Source organism: Microvirga sp. 2YAF29 (assembly GCF_052114605.1).
GTDB lineage: Bacteria > Pseudomonadota > Alphaproteobacteria > Rhizobiales > Beijerinckiaceae > Microvirga.
On record NZ_JBFRFB010000012.1, the window covers coordinates 128,570 to 147,998 of the forward strand.

General features: G+C 62.6%; 18 protein-coding genes. 8 read left to right on the forward strand and 10 right to left on the reverse strand.

Annotation, left to right across the window (positions count from 1 at the left end; genetic code table 11):
- Position 1: 1 nt before the first annotated feature.
- The gene (locus AB4Y85_RS15905) at positions 2-517 is read right to left on the reverse strand and encodes a GNAT family N-acetyltransferase (protein WP_441985891.1); all 516 of its coding nucleotides are present in this window, start codon (positions 515-517) and stop codon (positions 2-4) included.
- A gap of 76 nt (positions 518-593) precedes the next feature.
- On the opposite strand from AB4Y85_RS15905, the gene AB4Y85_RS15910 reads away from it, so the two are divergent.
- Positions 594-896, forward strand: coding sequence for a hypothetical protein (locus AB4Y85_RS15910; RefSeq protein ID WP_441985892.1), 303 nt, complete (start codon positions 594-596; stop codon positions 894-896).
- 47 nt (positions 897-943) lie between these two features.
- Here AB4Y85_RS15910 and AB4Y85_RS15915 read toward each other — a convergent pair whose 3' ends face one another.
- The 7 genes from AB4Y85_RS15915 to AB4Y85_RS15945 all read right to left on the reverse strand — a co-directional run bounded on the left by AB4Y85_RS15915 (position 944) and on the right by AB4Y85_RS15945 (position 9,026).
- Positions 944-2,575 (reverse strand): HAL/PAL/TAL family ammonia-lyase, encoded by a 1,632-nt coding sequence (locus AB4Y85_RS15915; RefSeq protein ID WP_441985893.1) that lies wholly within the window; start codon positions 2,573-2,575, stop codon positions 944-946.
- A gap of 112 nt (positions 2,576-2,687) precedes the next feature.
- Positions 2,688-3,764, reverse strand: coding sequence for a sn-glycerol-3-phosphate import ATP-binding protein UgpC (locus tag AB4Y85_RS15920; protein ID WP_441985894.1), 1,077 nt, complete (start codon positions 3,762-3,764; stop codon positions 2,688-2,690).
- Between the two features lie 115 nt (positions 3,765-3,879).
- Complete coding sequence (gene ugpE / locus AB4Y85_RS15925; RefSeq protein ID WP_441985895.1) at positions 3,880-4,725, reverse strand: sn-glycerol-3-phosphate ABC transporter permease UgpE; 846 nt, start codon at positions 4,723-4,725, stop codon at positions 3,880-3,882.
- Positions 4,725-5,606, reverse strand: a complete 882-nt coding sequence (ugpA, locus tag AB4Y85_RS15930; RefSeq protein WP_441985896.1) for a sn-glycerol-3-phosphate ABC transporter permease UgpA — start codon at positions 5,604-5,606, stop codon at positions 4,725-4,727. Before ugpA ends, ugpE begins: the two co-directional genes overlap by 1 nt.
- A gap of 124 nt (positions 5,607-5,730) precedes the next feature.
- Entirely contained in the window at positions 5,731-7,038 is a 1,308-nt protein-coding gene (gene ugpB / locus AB4Y85_RS15935; protein ID WP_441985897.1) for a sn-glycerol-3-phosphate ABC transporter substrate-binding protein UgpB, read from the reverse strand.
- A gap of 354 nt (positions 7,039-7,392) precedes the next feature.
- On the reverse strand, positions 7,393-8,601 hold the full coding sequence (locus tag AB4Y85_RS15940; RefSeq protein WP_441985898.1) for an NAD(P)/FAD-dependent oxidoreductase: 1,209 nt from the start codon (positions 8,599-8,601) through the stop codon (positions 7,393-7,395).
- A complete protein-coding gene (locus AB4Y85_RS15945; protein ID WP_441985899.1) occupies positions 8,598-9,026 on the reverse strand; it encodes an Lrp/AsnC family transcriptional regulator in 429 nt (142 codons plus the stop codon). Before AB4Y85_RS15945 ends, AB4Y85_RS15940 begins: the two co-directional genes overlap by 4 nt.
- Positions 9,027-9,140: 114 nt before the next feature.
- Here AB4Y85_RS15945 and AB4Y85_RS15950 point away from each other — a divergent pair, with 114 nt between their 5' ends.
- From AB4Y85_RS15950 to AB4Y85_RS15960, 3 genes are all read left to right on the forward strand, one after another.
- Positions 9,141-10,274 (forward strand): saccharopine dehydrogenase family protein, encoded by a 1,134-nt coding sequence (locus AB4Y85_RS15950; RefSeq protein WP_441985900.1) that lies wholly within the window; start codon positions 9,141-9,143, stop codon positions 10,272-10,274.
- Positions 10,275-10,488: 214 nt separating this feature from the next.
- The gene (gene amaB, locus AB4Y85_RS15955; RefSeq protein WP_441985901.1) at positions 10,489-12,051 is read left to right on the forward strand and encodes an L-piperidine-6-carboxylate dehydrogenase; all 1,563 of its coding nucleotides are present in this window, start codon (positions 10,489-10,491) and stop codon (positions 12,049-12,051) included.
- Positions 12,052-12,232: 181 nt separating this feature from the next.
- On the forward strand, positions 12,233-13,912 hold the full coding sequence (locus tag AB4Y85_RS15960; RefSeq protein WP_441985902.1) for a thiamine pyrophosphate-binding protein: 1,680 nt from the start codon (positions 12,233-12,235) through the stop codon (positions 13,910-13,912).
- A 63-nt stretch (positions 13,913-13,975) separates the two neighbouring features.
- On the opposite strand, the gene tal is transcribed toward AB4Y85_RS15960, so the two are convergent.
- Positions 13,976-14,947 carry a transaldolase gene (gene tal / locus AB4Y85_RS15965; protein ID WP_441985903.1) on the reverse strand — a complete coding sequence of 324 codons (972 nt, stop codon included), beginning with the start codon at positions 14,945-14,947 and terminating at the stop codon, positions 13,976-13,978.
- Between the two features lie 328 nt (positions 14,948-15,275).
- Entirely contained in the window at positions 15,276-16,166 is an 891-nt protein-coding gene (locus AB4Y85_RS15970) for a LysR family transcriptional regulator (protein ID WP_441985904.1), read from the reverse strand.
- Between the two features lie 122 nt (positions 16,167-16,288).
- Between AB4Y85_RS15970 and AB4Y85_RS15975 the strand changes: the two genes are divergently transcribed.
- From AB4Y85_RS15975 to AB4Y85_RS15990, 4 genes are all read left to right on the forward strand, one after another.
- Positions 16,289-17,785: a CoA-acylating methylmalonate-semialdehyde dehydrogenase gene (locus AB4Y85_RS15975; protein ID WP_441985905.1), complete on the forward strand. Its 1,497-nt coding sequence runs from the start codon at positions 16,289-16,291 to the stop codon at positions 17,783-17,785.
- A gap of 7 nt (positions 17,786-17,792) precedes the next feature.
- Positions 17,793-18,380, forward strand: a complete 588-nt coding sequence (locus AB4Y85_RS15980; RefSeq protein WP_441985906.1) for a hypothetical protein — start codon at positions 17,793-17,795, stop codon at positions 18,378-18,380.
- A gap of 80 nt (positions 18,381-18,460) precedes the next feature.
- Positions 18,461-19,192: a hypothetical protein gene (locus tag AB4Y85_RS15985; RefSeq protein WP_441985907.1), complete on the forward strand. Its 732-nt coding sequence runs from the start codon at positions 18,461-18,463 to the stop codon at positions 19,190-19,192.
- An 89-nt stretch (positions 19,193-19,281) separates the two neighbouring features.
- A partial coding sequence (locus AB4Y85_RS15990) for an acyl-CoA dehydrogenase family protein (protein ID WP_441985911.1) occupies positions 19,282-19,429 on the forward strand: 148 nt, incomplete at its 3' end.

Sequence of the window (19,429 nt, forward strand, 5' to 3'; positions counted from 1 at the left end):
CTCAGCCGCGCCAATCCTCCGAGAGGATGGCCCAGCGCTCGTGATCGCGCCATTCGCCGTCGATCTTGAGATAGCGTGGCGAGTAGCCCTCCAGCCGGAAACCGAGACGTTTCGCCAGAGCCTTCGATGCTTCATTGCCCGGCTGGATATTCGCCTCCAGGCGATGCAGACCAAGCTGGTTGAATGCATGAGTGGCGACGAGACTGACAGCTTCACGCATCAGCCCGCGCCTATTCATGCCGGCGACGGCGTAATAACCCATATAGGCGTTCTGGAAGAAGCCGTACATGATTCCGGTGAGATTGATCACGCCGACAATGCGTCCGCTCTCGCGGTCGCGAGCGATGAAGCCGATAGCTGTGTCGTTATTGCAGCGGCTGAGATAGCCGAGGAAACTTGCCTGGTCGCGGCAAGGCGAAACCCATGATGTGTGCAGCGCGATACTGGCAAGATTAGCGGCGACGAGCTCCGCTCCATCGCTGGCCTGAACATGGTCAATCCTAACGCGTGGCAACATGTGGTTCATCCATTCTTCAGGAACCATGCCATAGACACTCCGTTGTCGTCAGCCTCTCACGAAAAGGATTTTGATCATGCGAGTTTTTCTCATTCCTGCTGCTGCGCTTTTTCTTGGCGCCGGATTCCTTGCTGCTCCTGAAGCACAAGCTCGGTTCAGCCCGCAGCAGATCGAAACCCCTTCGCTTGTGGACAACGTGGCCTGCGTGACGCGCCGTGTGCGCACCGTGCGCCCCAATGGCCGCGTGGTTTATCGCACCGTGCGTCAGTGCGGCGTCCCGGCCTGGCAGCGCCGCGGGGAGCGCTGCCGCATTGTCCGTGAGCGCATCCAGCGCCCCAACGGCAGCGTCGTGGTTCGCGACGTGCGCCGCTGCCGCTAAACAACGGCACCCGACAGCAAAAGGCCCGGAGCGATCCGGGCCTTTTCTTATTCCAGAATGCCGATGGCGCCTTCCACCGCCTCGACCACCGCGCCGGAGCGGACGAGGTCGAGAGCCTCGCGCATCTCCGTCGCATACCAGCGGTCGCCGTCGAGCGCGGGCGGGATGACAGCACGAATGGCCTCCATCGCCGCGCGCGATCCCTTGCCCAGCGGATAATCCTTGGCGACCGGCTCGACCAGGGAGAGAGCCTGCGCCGCCATCAGCAACTCGCCCGCCACGATCTGCTCCACATTCTCCACGATGGTGCGCGCCTTGCGCCCGCACCAGGTGGAGTTCGACACGTGATCCTCGGCATTGGATTTGCCGGGGATGGAATCCACCGAGCCCGGCGTCGCAAGGCCACGGTTTTCCATGACGAGCGCGGACATGGAGCATTGCACTGTGGCGAAGCCCGTATTGAGCCCGCGCTTGCCGGCGAGCAGGTTGCGCGGCAAGCCGTAGGACATGGTGGGGTCGATGAGCCGCGCGAGACGGCGCTCCGAGATCGAGCCGAGATCGGCCATAGCGATGGCAAGAAAATCCATGGCCTGCGCCATGTATTGCCCGTGGAAGTGACCGCCGGAAATCGACACGTATCCGCCTTCGCCGTTATCGAAGATGAGCGGGTTGTCGGTGGCGGAATTCATCTCCGTGCCGACGATGCGCTCCACATATTCCACCGCCTCGACCGCAGGCCCATGAACCTGCGGCGTGCAGCGCAGGGAATACACATCCTGCACGCGCGGCGCGGCGGGCTGTCCGGGCTGGCGCGGCTCATCGGGGAACACGACATCGCGCGCCATTTGCGAGCAGCGCTGCGAGCCTTCGAGAATGCGGAGCAGGTTGCGCGCCACGCGCGCCTGGCCCGGATGCGGACGCGCCTTGTGGACGCGCGGATCGAAGGCGGCGAGCTCGCCGCGCATTGCCTCCAGCGACAGGCACATGGCGATGTCGGCATGTTTCAGGAGACGGCGCGCATCGCTGGTGGCAAGCGCTGCGAGCGCGAGCGATGTGGTCGAGCCGTTGATGAGCGCGGAGGCGTCCTTCGCACCGAGATCGAAATCGGGCTCGAAGCCCGCGGCCTTGATCGCCTCGCGCGCGGGCATCAAGCGGCCCTGATAGACCATGTGCGCTTCCTCGAAGCCGCAGACCGCGCCGGCCATATGGGCGAGCGGCGCGAGATCGCCGGACGCGCCGACGGAGCCTTTGAGCGGGATCACCGGATGCAGGCCCGCGTTGAGGAAGGCGAGCAGCCGCTCGACCAGCTCGACGCGGGGGCCGGAATAATTCGACGCGAAGGCGTTGGCGCGCAGCAGCATCATGGCGCGCGTCACATCCTCAGCGAAAGGCTCGCCGATGCCGGTGGCGTGGGCATAGACCGTCTTCTTCTGGTAGGCCGCCATGTCGGCGATCAGGACGCGCTGGTCCTTGAACAGGCCGACGCCGGTGTTGAACGCATACATGAGCGGCGCGTCGTCATGCATCCAGTTGCGGTCGATATAAGTTCGCGTCGCGGCGATGCGCTCCCGCGCCTCGGGCGCCAGCTCGGCTTTTGCGAACTGCCCCCCGCTGTTCGCGCGCGCTACGCGCACCACATCCCGAATGTCGAGCGTTGCCCCGTCGAGCTTGACCGTCATGGCTATTCCTCACGTTTCCCTAAAAGGGATACCGGGGCTCGCAGAACGGCGCAACAAAAAGCCCGCCCCGGATGATCCGGGACGGGCTCGAAGGATCGGCGATCCGCTAGACTTAGACGCGGCCGAGGCGTTTGGTGGTCTGCGGGTCGAAGAGGTGGACGTTCACCGGGTCAACGGCCAGAGCGAGCTTGCGGGTATCGGCCGCGATCTGGCCCGTGGAGGCCTGCACGACGAAATCCGCGCCTGCGACCTTGCCGTGGAAGAGCTGAGTCGCACCGAGCTCCTCGACGAAATCCACATCCATGGAGAGCGAGCTGAAGCCCGCGCCGCCGGCCTGCACGTCCTCGGGACGCAGGCCCACCTCGATGGCGGAACCAGGCTCAAGGCCCTCACGCATGTCCGTGACGGCGATGGACTGCCCGCCGACATTCACGCGGCCGGGGCCTTCGACGGTGCCTGGCAGGATGTTCATGGGCGGGGAGCCGATGAAGGTGGCCACGAACCGGGTCTCGGGACGGCGATAGACCTCGGCCGGCGAGCCGACCTGCTCGATCTGGCCGCCGGACATCACGACGAGCTGGTCGGAGAGCGTCATCGCCTCGACCTGATCGTGCGTCACGTAGATGGAGGTGACGCCGAGAGCTTTCTGAAGGCGCTTGATCTCCACGCGCATCTGCACGCGCAGCTTGGCGTCGAGGTTCGAGAGCGGCTCGTCGAACAGGAAGACCTGGGGTTTACGCACGATGGCGCGGCCCATGGCGACGCGCTGGCGCTGACCGCCGGAGAGAGCGCGCGGCTTGCGGTCGAGGAAGGGCTCGATGGCGAGGATGCGGGCCGCTTCCTTCACGCGCTTCTCGATCTCGTCCTTGGGCGTCTTACGGTTCTTCAGGCCGTAGGCCATATTCTCGTAGACGCTCATATGCGGGTAGAGCGCGTAGTTCTGGAACACCATCGCGATGTCGCGGTCGGCGGGCTCCACCTGATTGACGACGCGATCACCGATCTTCACCTCGCCGCCCGAGATCGTCTCGAGACCCGCGATCATGCGAAGAAGCGTGGACTTGCCGCAACCCGAAGGTCCGACGAGCACGCAGAACGAACCGTCTTCGATGCTGAGAGAGACGCCTTTTACCGCCTCCACATTGCCCGCGTAGATCTTGCGGACGGTATCCAGAGTGACCCCTGCCATTGCCTTGTTCCTTTTAACCTCGACCCGTTCTGCCTCGAAGGCGCCGGGCTTGAAAATTTCATTGTCGATGAGGAGCCCCGCACTATCGTGGCGCGGGGAACGCTTGAAAGGGGCGCTACTTCTCCGTTTCGACGAGACCCTTCACGAAGAGACGCTGCATGAAGATCACCACCAGCACCGGCGGCACCATCGCGAGCACCGCGGTCGTCATGGCGATCTGCCATTCGGTGAGCGCGTCGGTCGTTGTGATCATCTTCTTGATGCCGATGACGATGGTCTGCATCGAGCTCTTGGTCGTGATCAGCAGCGGCCAGAGATACTGGTTCCAGCCATAGATGAACTGAATCACGAAGAGCGCAGCGATCGTCGTCATGGACAGCGGAAGCAACGTGTCCTTGAAGAATCGGAACGCGCCTGCGCCGTCGATCTTAGAGGCTTCCAAAAGCTCGTCGGGAACAGTCATGAAGAACTGGCGGAAGAGCAACGTGCCGGTGGCCGATGCGATCAGCGGCATGATGAGGCCCGTATAGGTATCGAGCAGACCGAGATCGGCGACGATCTTGTAGGTCGGGTAGATACGCACTTCGACGGGCAGCATCAGCGTGATGAAGATCACCCAGAACGCGGTCTTGCGGAACGGGAACTTGAAGTACACCACCGCATAGGCCGACAAGATCGAGATCAGGATCTTACCGAACGCGATGCCCAGCGCCATGATCATGGAGTTCATCATCATCATGGACACGGGCTCGCGGGCAAGCTTGCCGCCGTAGAACAACGCGCGGGTGTAGTTCTCGCCGGCCTGATCGCCGGGAATCAACGGCATGTTGCCGTTGATGATGGTGGCGGTATCGAAGGTCGACGCCATGACGGCCAGATAGACCGGGAAGGCCACGACGAGGATGCCGATGGCCATCGTCAGGTAGGCCATGAATTGTGTGAAGGGACGATTCTCGACCATCAGTACTGCACCTTGCGTTCGACATAGCGGAACTGGATGGCGGTGAGCGCGATCACGATGACCATCAGGACCACCGATTGCGCGGCCGATAGGCCGAGATCGCCGCCGGAGCGGCCGTCCGCGTAAACCTTGTAGACGAGAGTCGTCGTGGATCCGGCAGGACCGCCGCCCGTCACGGCATCGATGATGCCGAACGTCTCGAAGAACACGTAGACGATCGTGACGACGAGAAGGAAGAAGGTGGTCGGCGAGAGCAGCGGGAAGACGATCGTCCAGAAGCGACGCATCGGGCCCGCGCCGTCGATGGCGCCGGCTTCGATCACGCTCTTCGGAATCGCCTGCAAGCCTGCGAGGAAGAACAGGAAGTTGTAGCTGATGTGCTTCCAGGTGGCGGAGAGCACGAGCAGGATCATGGCATCGTTGCCGTCAAGCATGGGATTCCAGTTGAACCCCATGGCATTGATTGGGCGGCCGAGCGTGCCGAGCGTCGGATGGAACATGAACATCCACAACACGCCGGCGATGGCGGGAGCCACCGCATAAGGCCAGATCAGCAGCGTCTTGAAGGCATGCCCGCCGCGCAGGTTCTTGTCGGCCTGAGTGGCGAGAAGAAGGGCAACGGCCAGCGAGAAGAAAGCCACCAGCGTCGAGAAGATTACGGTTGTGACCATCGCCCGATAATATTCGGGCTGCTCGAACAGAACGACATAGTTCTCGAAGCCGATGAATTCGGAGGCAAGGCCGAAGGCGTCTTCCCGCAGGAAGGACTGCCAGATGGCCTGCGAAGCCGGCAGGTAGAAGAAAATGACGGTGATCGCCATCTGCGGAAGGATCAGCAGCAGAGGCAGCGTCCAACCTGAAAAATGAGCTCGTTTTTCCATCGCGTTAACGCTTGTCCGGTGATGGGGCAGATGACGGCATCAACCGGTCTGCAAGGTTATCTTATAAGATCATCCCGGACAGCGTCGGCTGCCCGGGATGAAAAGTTTCTTTACTCAGTCAGGCTTAGCGAACGGTGCGCTCGAACTGACGGAGGATCTGGTTGCTGCGGGCTACGCCGGTATCGAGAGCTTCCTTGGCGGACTTCTGGCCAGCGAGAGCAGCCTCGATCTCTTCCGAGACGACGTCGCGGATCTGGACCATGTTGCCGAAGCGCAGGCCGCGGGAGTTCTCGGTCGGCTCCTTGTTGGTGAGCTCGATCAGGGCCGTCTGGAGAGCGGGGTTCTTCTCATAGAAGCCCGACGCCTTGGTCTTCTCGTAGGCAGCCTTCGTGATCGGGAGGTAACCCGATTCCTGGTGCAGCTTGGCCTGGCGGTCCGTGTCGGACAGGAAGGTGAAGAACTTGGCAATGCCCTTGTACTCGTCAGCCTTCTTGCCACCCATGACCCACAGCGAAGCGCCGCCGATGATGGAGTTCTGCGGAGCGCCCGCCACATCCGGATAGTACGGCATCGGCGCGTTGGCCCAATCGAACTTCGCGTTGGCCTTCACGTTGCCGTAGAAGCCCGACGAGGTCAGGAAGATCGCGCATTCGCCGGAGGTGAAGCGGCCCTCAGACTTCGAATCACGGCCCGAATAGTCGTAGGTCTTGTCCTTCTGCAGATCGACGAGGTTCTGCAGGTGCTTCACGTGGAAGGGAGAGTTGAACTTCATCTCCGTGTCGAAGCCGTCAAGGCCGTTCGCCTTGGTGGCCATCGGCACGTTGTGCCAGGCGGAGAGCTGCTCGACATTGGCCCAGGGAGCCCAGGCGTTCGAGAAGCCGCAGGTGTTGTGGCCGGCAGCCTTCAGCTTCTTGGCGGCGTCGAACACCTGGGGCCAGGTCTTCGGGATCTCGTTGACGCCAGCCTTCTTGAGCTCGTCCTTGTTGATCCACATGACCATCGAGGAGGAGTTGAAGGGGAACGAGAGCATCTCGCCCTTGGCGGTCGAGTAGTAGCCGGTGATGGCAGGCAGGTAAGCCTTGGGATCGAACTTCTCGCCGGCTTCCTTCATCATTTCAGCGACAGGCTTCACGGCGCCCTTCGCGCCCATCATGGTCGCGGTGCCGACTTCGAAGACCTGCAGGATGTGGGGGGCGTTGCCCGCACGGAACGCAGCGATGCCGGCGTTCAGGGTATCGGCGTACTGGCCCTTATAGCTGACGACGATCTTGTAGTCTTTCTGCGAGTTGTTGAAGTCTTCGGCCAGCTTGTTCACGACGTCGTTATTGGCGCCCGTCATGGCGTGCCACCATTGGATCTCCGTCTGAGCAAAGGCGGAGGTGCTCGTCGCGAGGCCGAGGGCCAGGGCGCCGAGGATGGACTTCTTCATCATATTGGTCTCTCCCATATCATCCCGTCTGGGACGTTATTGTCGTTCATCATCCCTGCGCGAAAGCGGGATGACGTTTTAATGACACATCCATGACAATCATAGCCGGCTTCAAAATGGAAGCCCCTTTCGTTGAAAAGACTTAACATCTGGGGATGAGAACGGGCTGAAGCGCCTATCCGTTGAGGGGGTATCCCAGGGGAAGAAATATGCCCCCGGAACGCCATGGCCCTGTCCAGGCGGCCTGCTCAAGCCCGCGAGCGCCGTCAGGCTCTCATCAAAAGGCCGCCCGGAACGGCGGCCTTTTGATGTTTCTGCAAGTCAACTTGACCCAAACGGCGTGCCAAGGCTTCGTTTTCAAATCACATTTCGCTCGAGCAACGGGCGGTTTTCGAGCACGCGCTCATGGCCAAGCTCGGACAGGTCGAGCGTGCGATAGCCGCCATGCACGATGAGTTCGGACAACGCACGGCCCACGGCGGGCGCCTGCTGCAGGCCGTGGCCCGAGAAGCCGTTGCACAGGTAGAAATTCTTAAAGCCCACGGCCTTGCCGATGATCGCGTTGTGATCGAGCAGGCTCATGTCGTAGGGCCCCGACCATGCACGGCCGGGCTTGATGGCCTCGAAAGCGGGAACGCGGGTCGCCAGGTTCGGCCAGATGAATTCCTCGAAAAATGAGAAGTCGATATCCTGGCTGGCGGGATCATGATCGTGCCAATCGGGATCGAGATCGGCCTCGGGCGACGCGCCGCAGATGAAGTGGCCCTCGCCTTCCGGGCGCACATAGGCGCCTGACGTGTCGATGAGGAGTGGGCAGTTTTCCACCGGCTCCTTGCACGAGAAGGTGAACACGTAGCGGCGCTTCGCCTGCACTGGAATGGCGAGGCCCGCCATCTCCGCAATCGCCCGCCCGCCCGAGCCCGCGCAATTGACGAGCGCGCCGCAGGCGATGCGCGTTCCGTCCGTCAAGCGCACGGCCACGATGGCATCGCCGTCACGCTCGACTTCCGATACTTCGCCCTTCACGTATTCTGCGCCGAGCGAACGCGCTTTCTTGCGGAAGGCCTGAAGCAGGCCCCAGCCGTCAAACCAGCCCTCGCCCGACCGGCCCCAGGTGCCCGCCGCCAGATCCTCCACGTTGAGCCAGGGGAAGCGTGCCTTCAGCTCATCGGGTTTGAGAAAGAGAATATCCGCGCCTTCCGCCGCCTGGAGCGCCTGGTTCTCGCGCAGGATCTGCTCACCCGCTTCCGATGCGCAGTAAAGATAGCCACCCTCCTTCAGCCCGATCTCGGGCCGGTCGTCATCGACGGAAAGATGATCGGCGATGCTGCGCAGGAAGTGGATGCCGTGAAGCGAGACGCGGATGTTCACCGCGCTCGAATATTGCTGGCGGATCGACGCCGCCGACAGGGCGGAGGCGGAAAGCTGATAGGTCGGGTCTTTCTCGATGACGACGACGCGGCCCTTGAAGCCGGAATCGGCCAGAAGTTGATAGGCCGTGGAGGAACCCATGACGGCACCGCCCACGATCACGACATCGGCAATTTGGGATTCTTGGAATGTCATCGTTCGAACTTCGTTGAAAGAATGATGGAGGACTGCGTGCGCTCCACTCCATCGAGCGCGCCGATCTTGTCAATGGCGGCATCGAGCGACGGAACGTCCTCCGCCTCTACCACCGCCAGAAGATCGAAGACACCGGCAACCGAATGCAGCGCGCGCATTTCCGGCATGCGCTGAAGCGCGGTGACCACGCCCGCCGAAGCCTTGGGCGCGACGACGATGGTCACATGCGCGCGCACCATGCGGCTCGTGACATCCTCCGCGAGGCGTAAAGTGTAACCCGCGATGACGCCGCGCCGCTCCAGGCTCTCCACCCGGGCCTGCACCGTGGTGCGCGAGAGGCCGAGCCTGCGGGCAGCCTCCGCATGGCCGATGCGGGCGTTCTCCCTTAAGATGGCGATCAAGGCGCGGTCGGTGGTGTCCAGCATCGTTATGACCAGTCTTTACGGCAATTCGCCGAAAACTACCCGTCTTTCCGTCAGGATGTCTATGGCGATTTGCATGGCTTTGCCGTTTTCTGGAGGCACCACAGGGAGAAACCAATGCACTCGATCCTCGTCATCGGCGCCGGCAAAATCGGCTCCACCATCGCCGACATGCTCCAGGAGACCGGCGACTACACCGTCACCGTCGCCGACGGCTCAACCGAGGCGTTGCAAGCCGTGGCCAAGGGCGGCATCAAGACGGTCCAGCTCGATTTCGGTGATGCCGTCGCCCTGCAGAATGCCCTGAAGGGCCATTACGCCGTGCTCAGCGCTGCGCCCTATCACCTGACCGGCCACGTGGCCCAGGCGGCGCGCCTCGCCGACGTGAATTATTTCGACTTGACCGAGGACGTCGCCACCACGCGTATGGTCAAGGAGTTGGCGGACGGCGCCTCGACCGCCTTCATTCCGCAATGCGGCCTCGCCCCCGGCTTCATCTCCATCGTGGCGCATGACATCGCCAGCCATTTCGACAAGCTCGACACGGTGCGCCTGCGCGTCGGCGCGCTGCCGCAATATCCGTCGAACGCGCTCTCCTACAACCTCACCTGGAGCACGGACGGCGTCATTAACGAGTATATCGAGCGCTGCGAGGCCGTCGTCGACGGCAAGCTTCGCGAAGTGCCGGCCATGGAAGAGCTCGAGGAATTTTCCCTCGACGGCACCCGCTATGAGGCCTTCAACACCTCTGGCGGCCTCGGCACGCTCTGCGAAACGCTCGACGGCAAGGTGCGCAACCTCAACTACAAAACCATCCGCTTCCCCGGTCACTGCGCCCTGATGCGCGTGCTTCTCAACGACCTCGGCTTACGCAACCGCCGCGAGGTTCTGAAGGACATCCTGGAGAATGCCGTTCCGGCCACCATGCAGGACATGGTCATCGTGTTCGTAACGGTCACCGGCGAGCGCGGCGGTCGCTACGTGCAGGAAACCTATGCCCGTTCCATCTACGGCCAGAAGGTCGCCGGCACCCAGCGCACCGCGATCCAGGTGACGACGGCTGCCGGCATCTGCGCCATGCTCGACCTGCTCGTCGCGGGCCAGCTGCCGAAACAGGGCTTCGTGCGCCAGGAGGAGATCAGCCTCGACACCTTCCTCGCCAACCGCTTCGGGCGCGTCTATGCGGGGGAGCGCCTCGACGAAGGCCACGAGCCGGCGGTCAAGAACATCCGGCTTGATGCCGTTGCATGATGATTGGGAACAGGCTCACCTTGCGCATCAAGGGGAGCCTGCCCAGCTTCTTTCCAATTCGGCATGATCCTATTCGGGAAAAGAAGTTCCCACATTTTGCGATCATGCTTTAAGACGGTGCCTTGAGAAGACCGCCGTCCGTTTCGTTTCAAAAACCAAACGAAGGTGGTGGGCTCGAATACGAGCCCGAACCCCGTTTCCATGGGAGATCACAATGTCCGCCCGCGACCAAGCCGCCCTGAAATCTGTCTCCGCCAACCCCGCAGGCGTCGCGGAGGAAGCCCGCGCCATCCTCGCCCGCCTCGGCGTGCCGGACAGCGCCTTTGCCGCCACGGGCCGCCCCGCCACTTCCCCGATCACCGGCGAGGTGATTGCCAACGTCCGTGAGACGACGCCGGACGAGGCCAAGGCGGCCATCGGCCGGGCCGACGCCGCCTTCAAGGCCTGGCGCAAGATCCCCGCTCCGAAGCGCGGCGAATTCATCCGCCTTCTCGGTGAAGAGCTGCGCGTGGCCAAGGACGATCTCGGCCGCCTCGTGACGCTGGAGGCCGGTAAGATTGTTTCCGAGGGCCTCGGCGAGGTTCAGGAGATGATCGACATCTGCGATTTCGCGGTCGGTCTCTCCCGCCAGCTCTACGGCCTCACCATCACCACCGAGCGCGCCGATCACCGCATGATGGAAACCTGGCATCCGCTGGGCGTCTGCGGCGTGATCTCCGCCTTCAACTTCCCCGTGGCCGTGTGGTCGTGGAATGCGGCGCTCGCGCTCATCTGCGGCGACAGCGTCGTGTGGAAGCCCTCCGAGAAGAGCTTGCTGACGGCGCTCGCCACCCATGCCATCGCCCAACGCGCGGCCAATCGCTTCGGCGGCGTGCCGGATGGCTTGATGGAGCTGCTCCTCGGTGGCCGCGAGATCGGCGAGATCCTCGTGGACGATCACCGCGTGCCGGTTCTCTCCGCCACCGGCTCCACCGCCATGGGCCGTCAGGTCGGCCCGAAGCTCGCTTCGCGCTTCGCCCGTGCGATCCTCGAACTCGGCGGCAACAACGCCGCCATCGTCGCGCCTTCCGCCGATCTCGATCTGGCGCTTCGCGGCATCGCGTTCTCGGCCATGGGAACGGCAGGACAGCGCTGCACCACGCTTCGCCGTCTCTTCGTGCATGACAGCGTCTACGACCAGCTCGTTCCGCGCCTCGCGAAGGTTTATTCCAGCGTGAAGATCGGCGACCCGCGTAGCGAAGGCACCCTCGTCGGCCCACTGATCGACAAGGCTGCGTTCGACGGCATGGAGCGCGCGCTCGACGAGGCCCGCGCCGCTGGCGGCAAGGTGCATGGCGGCGGCCGCTTCTCCGATGTGGAAGCGGAAGGCTTCTATGCCCGTCCCGCTCTCGTTGAAATGCCGAAGCAGACCGGCCCCGTGACGCGCGAGACCTTCGCGCCGATCCTCTACGTAATGCGCTATTCGGATTTCGATGAGGCGATCGAGTTGCACAATGCAGTCGGCGCAGGTCTCTCCTCCTCGATCTTCACGCTCAACGTGCGCGAGGCCGAAGCCTTCATCTCGGCGACGGGTTCGGATTGCGGCATCGCCAACGTCAATATCGGCCCCTCGGGCGCCGAGATCGGCGGCGCGTTCGGCGGCGAGAAGGAAACCGGCGGCGGGCGCGAATCCGGCTCCGATGCCTGGAAGGCGTACATGCGCCGCGCCACCAACACGGTCAATTACGGCAACACGCTTCCGCTCGCACAGGGCGTGAAGTTCGACGTGGACGCCTGATCGTTCTAACGACATCCAACGGAGGGCGTCAGAGCATCGTGCGGAAAAGTGGATCCGGTTTTCCGCAAGAACGATGCTCTCATCAAAAAGAAAGCATCGGACCCAAAAGTGCATTCCACTTTTGGGTCCGATGCTTTAGCCCTCCGTTTTCATATCAGCATCATTACATCGCGAGCCTACCATGACAGCGACCTCCCGCACCGGCGGCCAGATTCTTGTCGATCAGCTTACCCTGCACGGGGTCGATCACATCTTCTGCGTACCGGGCGAGAGTTATCTCGCGGCACTCGATGCGCTGCATGATGCGAAGATCAACGTCACCATCTGCCGCCAGGAAGGCGGCGCCGCGATGATGGCGGAAGCCTACGGCAAGCTCACGGGCCGTCCCGGCATCTGCTTTGTCACCCGTGGCCCGGGTGCGACCAATGCCTCGCCCGGCATCCACATCGCGAAGCAGGACTCGACGCCGATGATCCTGTTCGTCGGCCAGATCGAGCGCGGCATGCGCGAGCGCGAGGCGTTTCAGGAACTCGATTACCGCGCCGCTTTCGGCCCGCTCGCCAAATGGGCGACGGAAGTGGACGATCCGGCGCGTTTCCCCGAGATCATCTCCCGCGCTTTCCACGTCGCCACATCGGGGCGCCCCGGCCCCGTCGTGATCGCGCTGCCGGAAGACGTGCTAACGGACATGGCGGCGGTCGCCGACGCTCCGCGATACGAAGTCATCGAGACGCATCCCGGCCTCACGCAGATGGCCGAGTTGCAGAAGCTCTTGCACGGCGCGAAAAAGCCCGTGGCGCTGCTTGGCGGAAGCCGCTGGTCGGAAGTGGCGGTGCAGCGATTCGTGCGCTTCGCCGAGCGTTTCGAACTGCCCGTCGCCTGCACTTTCCGCCGCCAGATGCTCTTTCCCGCCGATCACGCGTCTTACATCGGCGATCTCGGCCTCGGCGTGAACCCGAAGCTGCTGGCGCGCATCAAGGAAGCGGATCTCATCCTGCTCGTCGGCGGGCGTCTCTCCGAGATCCCGAGCCAGGGCTATACGCTCCTCGATATTCCGGCACCCCAGCAGAAGCTCGTGCATATCCATCCGGATTCGAGCGAGCTTGGCCGCATCTATTCTCCACATCTCGCCATCAACGCATCGCCCGTCGCCTTCACGGCGGCGCTGGAAGGCGTGCATCCTCCGGCATCGCTGCCGTGGAGCGAGAGCACGAAGACGGCGCATTCGGATTATCTGGTCTGGAGCAACCCGGCTCAGGTCCGAGTTCCCGGCAATTTGCAGATGGGCGAGGTTATGGCACACCTGCGCGAGGTGATGCCCTCCGACACGATCTACTGCAACGGCGCGGGCAACTTCGCCACCTGGGTCCACCGCTTCTGGCCCTTCAAGCATTTCGGCACGCAGCTTGCACCCACCTCCGGCTCCATGGGCTATGGCGTTCCCGCGGCCGTGGGCGCGAAGCGCGTGCAGCCTGAGAGCACTGTGGTGGTGTTCGCGGGCGACGGCGACTTCCTCATGAACGGGCAGGAATTCGCGACCGCCGTGCAATACGATCTGGCCGTTATCGTGGTGCTGCTCGATAACGGCATGTACGGCACGATCCGCATGCACCAGGAGCGCGAATATCCCGGTCGCGTTTCGGCCACGGAACTGAAGAACCCGGATTTCGCCGCTTATGCAAAAGCCTTCGGCGGCCATGGCGAGCGCGTGGAACGCACGGAAGATTTCGCGCCTGCGTTGGAGCGCGCATTGGCCTCCGGCAAGCCCGCGATCCTGCACTGCCTGTTGGATCCTGAGGCGATCACGCCTTCGATGTCGCTGAGCCAGATCCGCGAGAAGGCGTTCGAAAACAAGAAGTGACGGCGCGCTGACACAAATGTCATCCCGGACGGCGCAGCCGATCCGGGATGACATGTCTTTAATTTAAGCCGCCTTCGCCTCGTCCAACCGCTTCTCCACGAGGCCACGCAGCGAGCGCAGATCCTTCACGAAGGAACGGATGCCCTCGGCGAGCTTTTCCGTCGCCATGGCGTCTTCGTTCATCGCGAAGCGGAAGGTCTTCTCGTCCATGCGCGGCAGAGGTGCGATCTTCTCGACGCCCTCAGCTGAGAGCTTGCGCGGCAGGTCGCCTTGCGCGTTTGCCAGCTCATCGAGAAGTGCGGGCGAGATGGTGAGGCGGTCGCAGCCGGCGAGCGCTTCGATCTCAGCCGTATTGCGGAAGGACGCGCCCATCACAACGGTCTTGATGCCTTGCGCCTTGTAGGACGCGTAGATCTTGCGCACCGAGAGCACGCCCGGATCGGTCTCGCCCGTATAGGGACCACCGCCCGCCTTCACATGCCAGTCGAGGATGCGGCCGACGAAGGGCGAGATGAGAAACACGCCGGCTTCCGCGCAGGCCTGTGCCTGCGCCTGGGCGAACAGAAGCGTGAGATTGCAGTCGATACCTTCCTTCTGCAGAACCTCCGCCGCGCGGATGCCCTCCCAGGTGGAGGCGATCTTGATCAGGATCTGCTCACGCCCGATGCCACGTTCCGCATAGGCCTTGATGATGGCGCGCGCCTTGGCGAGCGTCGCCTCGGTGTCGAAGGAAAGATCCGCATCCACTTCCGTCGAGACGCGGCCCGGCACGATGCCGGCAAGCTCGGCGCCGAAGGCCACCGCGAGGCGGTCGCAGATCGCCTCGACCACACTTTCGCGGGAACCGCTCTGCTTACGGCCCCAAGCCATAGCCTCCTCGATGATATGGCCATAGGCCGGGGTCTCGACGGCCTTCAGGAGCAGGGTCGGGTTGGTGGTGCAATCCTGGGGCTTCAGGCGGCGCACCGCGTCGAGGTCGCCCGTATCGGCGACGACGACCGTCATGGCGCGCAATTGGTCGAGCTTGGAGGGCATCGGGATCTCCGTGGGTTTTTGCATTTGCCTGACTTAGACCTTCCAAGGGGCGGCGTGAAGTCCATGAAGAATAGATTGAGCGCTCACAGCGCCACAGGTTGAGCGGCAGGCAAGTGAAGCGCTGGAACTCTCCTCCCCCATAAGCCTCGGGCTCGCCCGAGACTTATCTTTGGTTTGGCGCAAGTCGGGAACACCCGACTTGCGCTGGGGAGGAGTTGGAGGTGGGGGTGTGAGCGCCACCATTTCAGAACGTAGCGCTGGCACCCCCGCCCTTAATCCCTCCCCACAAGGGGGAGGGAAACTCGCGGTGCCTTTTGTGAACGACCCCTTAGACAAACAATCCCCGATTGGCGCGTACGCGGCTGAGAATGAAGGAATACACCTCCTCCACACGCCTTAAGGACCGCACATCCGCATGGGTCACGAGCCAGTAGCTGCGCATGTAGGTGATTTCCGGCAGCACCACCTGAAGCTCCGGAAAGTTTCCCAAAGCGTAATCGTGCAGGATGCCGATGCCGACGCCTGCCCTCACCGCCTCCATCTGGGCAACGACGCTGGCGCATTCGAACCGGCGGGGCGTGAGCTTTTCGAGTCCGGAGAAATAGTCGAGCACCGGGCTGTAGATCAGATCCGCCACATAGGTGACCAGCGTCTTGTCCGCGAGATCCTCCACGTTCGAAATAGGCCCATGCCGCTTGAGATAATCCTTCGAGGCATAGAGCCTGAGGCGGTAATCGGTGAGCTTTCGCGAGACCAGCCGGCCTTCCGTCGGCTGCTCCAGGGTGATGGCGATATCGGCCTCGCGCTTGGAGAGCGAGAAGGTGCGCGGCAGGGCAACAAGCTGGAGGGTGAGATCCGGGTGACGCTCGGCCAGCGCGCCGAGTTCGGAGGCGAGAAAATACGTGCCGATGCCGTCCGGCGCGCCGATGCGCACGGTGCCGGAGAGTGCCAGATCCGCCCCGCCGACCTCGCTTGCCACCGCAAGCGCCTGGCTCTCCATGTTTTCCGCATGCACTAGGAGCCGCTCGCCCTGCTCGGTCAGGGAATAGCCTTGCGGCTTGCGCTCGAACAATTTCGCCTTGAGGGTGGCCTCAAGCGCTGAGATGCGGCGGGAAACGGTGGTATGATCGGCCTCCAGATGCCTTGCTGCCGCCGTCAGCCGCCCGGCGCGGGCGACGGCCAGGAAAAAGCGAAGATCGTTCCAGTCGAAAGCGCTCATGGGGAGGGTCATACCATATTGGCATTTTCGCACAACGCCGCTTTGTTTTCCCCCATAGAAGTGCGATTTTCACAATGATAGAAGAGGGGCAGACGAGAAAACCCCAATAGGAGAGAGACGCCATGCGCGAGGTCGGACATTTCATCGGCGGCAAGAACGTTCCGGGCAAGTCGGGACGTACCACCGAATTCTTCCAGCCCATGACCGGCGAGGTCATCGGCCGCGTCGCGCTGGCCTCCAGCGAAGAGCTGCGCCAGGCGGTCGAGAACGCCAAGGCCGCGCAGCCCGCCTGGGCCGCCACCAACCCGCAGCGCCGCGCCCGCGTGATGATGCGGTTTCTCGAACTCATCGCCCAGGAGAACGACTCGCTCGCCGAGCTGCTCGCCCGCGAGCACGGCAAGACCATCGTGGATGCCAAGGGCGACATTCAGCGCGGCGTGGAAGTGGCCGAATACTGCATCGGCATCCCGCAGATGATGAAGGGCGAGTACACCGAGGGCGCGGGCCCCGGCATCGACATGTATTCGATGCGCCAGGCGCTCGGCGTGGTCGCGGGGATCACGCCCTTCAACTTCCCGGCCATGATCCCGCTGTGGAAGCTCTCGCCGGCGATTGCCTGCGGCAACGCCTTCATCCTCAAGCCGTCCGAGCGCGCGCCCGGCGTGCCGATGCGCCTCGCCGAGCTCATGCTCGAGGCTGGCCTGCCCGCCGGCATTCTCAACGTCGTCAACGGCGACAAGGAAGCGGTGGACGGCATCCTCGACGATCCGGACATCAAGGCGGTCGGCTTCGTCGGCTCCTCGCCGATCGCGCAATACGTCTATTCCCGCGCCGCCGCCAACGGCAAGCGCGCCCAGTGCTTCGGCGGCGCGAAGAACCACATGATCATCATGCCCGACGCGGATCTCGACCAGGCCGCCGACGCGCTGATCGGCGCGGGCTACGGCTCGGCCGGCGAGCGCTGCATGGCGATCTCGGTCGCCGTCCCCGTCGGCAAGGCGACCGCCGACGCGCTCATGGACAAGCTGATCCCGCGCGTCGAGAGCCTGAAAGTCGGCCCTTCCACCGACCCGTCCGCCGATTTCGGACCGATGGTCACGAAGGCTCACATGGAGAAGGTGCGCTCCTACGTCGATCTCGGCGTCAAGGAAGGCGCGAAGCTCGTGGTCGATGGCCGTAACTTCAAGATGCAGGGCTACGAGAACGGCTTCTACATGGGCGGCTGCCTGTTCGACGACGTGACCACCGACATGCGCATCTACAAGGAAGAGATCTTCGGCCCCGTGCTCTCGGTGGTGCGCGCCAAGAACTACGACGAGGCGCTGCGCCTTCCCTCCGACCACGAATACGGCAACGGCGTCGCGATCTATACCCGCGACGGCGACGCGGCTCGCGACTTCGCGGCCAAGGTGAATGTGGGCATGGTCGGCATCAACGTGCCGATCCCGGTGCCGCTGGCCTATTACACCTTCGGCGGCTGGAAGGCCTCCGGCTTCGGCGATCTCAACCAGCACGGCCCGGACGCGATCCGCTTCTACACCAAGACGAAGACCGTCACCTCCCGCTGGCCGTCCGGCATCAAGGAAGGCGCGGAGTTCTCGATCCCGACGATGAAGTGAGTTGGGCTTGAAAGCCCGTTCGCGAAAGTCTCTTGCCGCCGCTCTCAGCTTGGGAGCGGCGGTTTTTGCTTTGCCCGTCCAGGCGTTGCAATGCCTAGAGCCGACCTACATAAAACCCGATTCATCAATCGATGCTGCTCTCGCCAGAATGCGCAATAATGCAGCAGCGTTGGTCGGAGGGGCCAAGTCGATTTTTAGAGGACACGTTGTTTCAGCAGAGGTTCTGAGTGCGGATAGCCCATATGAAGCCCGATTTCTTGTCACCTATAAGGTTTCCGAGTGGAAGAAAGGCGACGGGCAATCCAATGCCAATGTTATCTATCTTCCTTGGTGTGATGGAGAGTGCGAACCTCGGCAAACCATCGAGAATCTTTTGAGCCATAAGGAAGAACGCATATTTTTTGCTTCTTCGGGCGAAGAGGAAATCAAAGGTTCAGTGATAGACGGATATCTGGGCCCCTGCCATCTTGAGCTCTCGAAACGCCCCATTAACGCACAAAATCCACGTCCGCCATTTAGAGAGTATTTCGGGCAGTTCCTCTATGAACTCGCCATAGCTGCAGAACTTGAGAAGCTTCCTAGCCGACGGCCATAAGGAATACCCTATTTGGGTAAAGCCTTTGCGCCCCGCCTCTGCTCTGGACCCAAACTCGGCTTGCGCTAAGCTCCCGAGCCATGACGATTGAGCGCCCCGACCCAGCTCTGCTCGATGAGAGCCCGGATGACCATGAAGTGATTTGGGTCACAGCGCCTGCCTCTCCCTTGTCCCCCGATCTGCATCCACCTCAAAGCAAGGCCCAGGCCCTTCTCCGCAAAATCCTGATGTGGAGCGTGCCCGCGCTCCTAATCATCCTCGTGCCCTCCTGCGTCGTCTCGTTCAGCCCTAACCTGAAGCGCAGGATGTTCGGGCCGGATTTTCTGGCGAGCGTCACGCTGGAGCCTGAGAGAGCAACCGTCAGCGTTGAGCTGATGGTCAAGGATCCTTTTGGGAAGGTGGAGTACGAACGAAGCCTGATTGTTGCTGCGCCGGATGGTTCGCGGGTGACCGCCGACCTGACACAGGATCACGGCGGCTTTTCTGCCGCCAATCTTTACCGGACGAAGGACGGAAAGCTCGTCCTTGCCGATACCTTCGATGCGGAGCTTGTCTCTCTTTCGCCTCTCAGGATCGATCAATACGGCGAGAACTATCTCGGCAACCGGGCGAAGCTGAAAGCCGGGCTGACGAGGCCTCGGGACAGGCAGCATTATTCGGGACTGCTGGAATCAGCCTATTTCGATGGGCTTTTCTACGTCGGGACCTTCCGTTTCCAGGAGGCGCACGAGGCCAGTGGAAAGCAGACGAGAATCTGGTCCTTCGTGCCGGCCTCCGAACAGGACGAAGTCATCAAGGACCTCCACGGCTGATCCGCGCTCAAGGCTGGCGCCCCGAGGCAGCTGCCCTAGATCGAAAGTCATGCTTGCCCCACACCCCCGAGCTATGACGATCTAGCGCCATGACCCAGTTCTCCTTGACCGAAGACCAGATTGCCGTCCGCGACATGGCCCTTGCTTTTGCTGCGGACAATCTCGCCCCCCACGCCCTCGAATGGGACGAGAAGAAACATTTCCCCGTCGATGTACTGCGGGAAGCAGCCTCGCTGG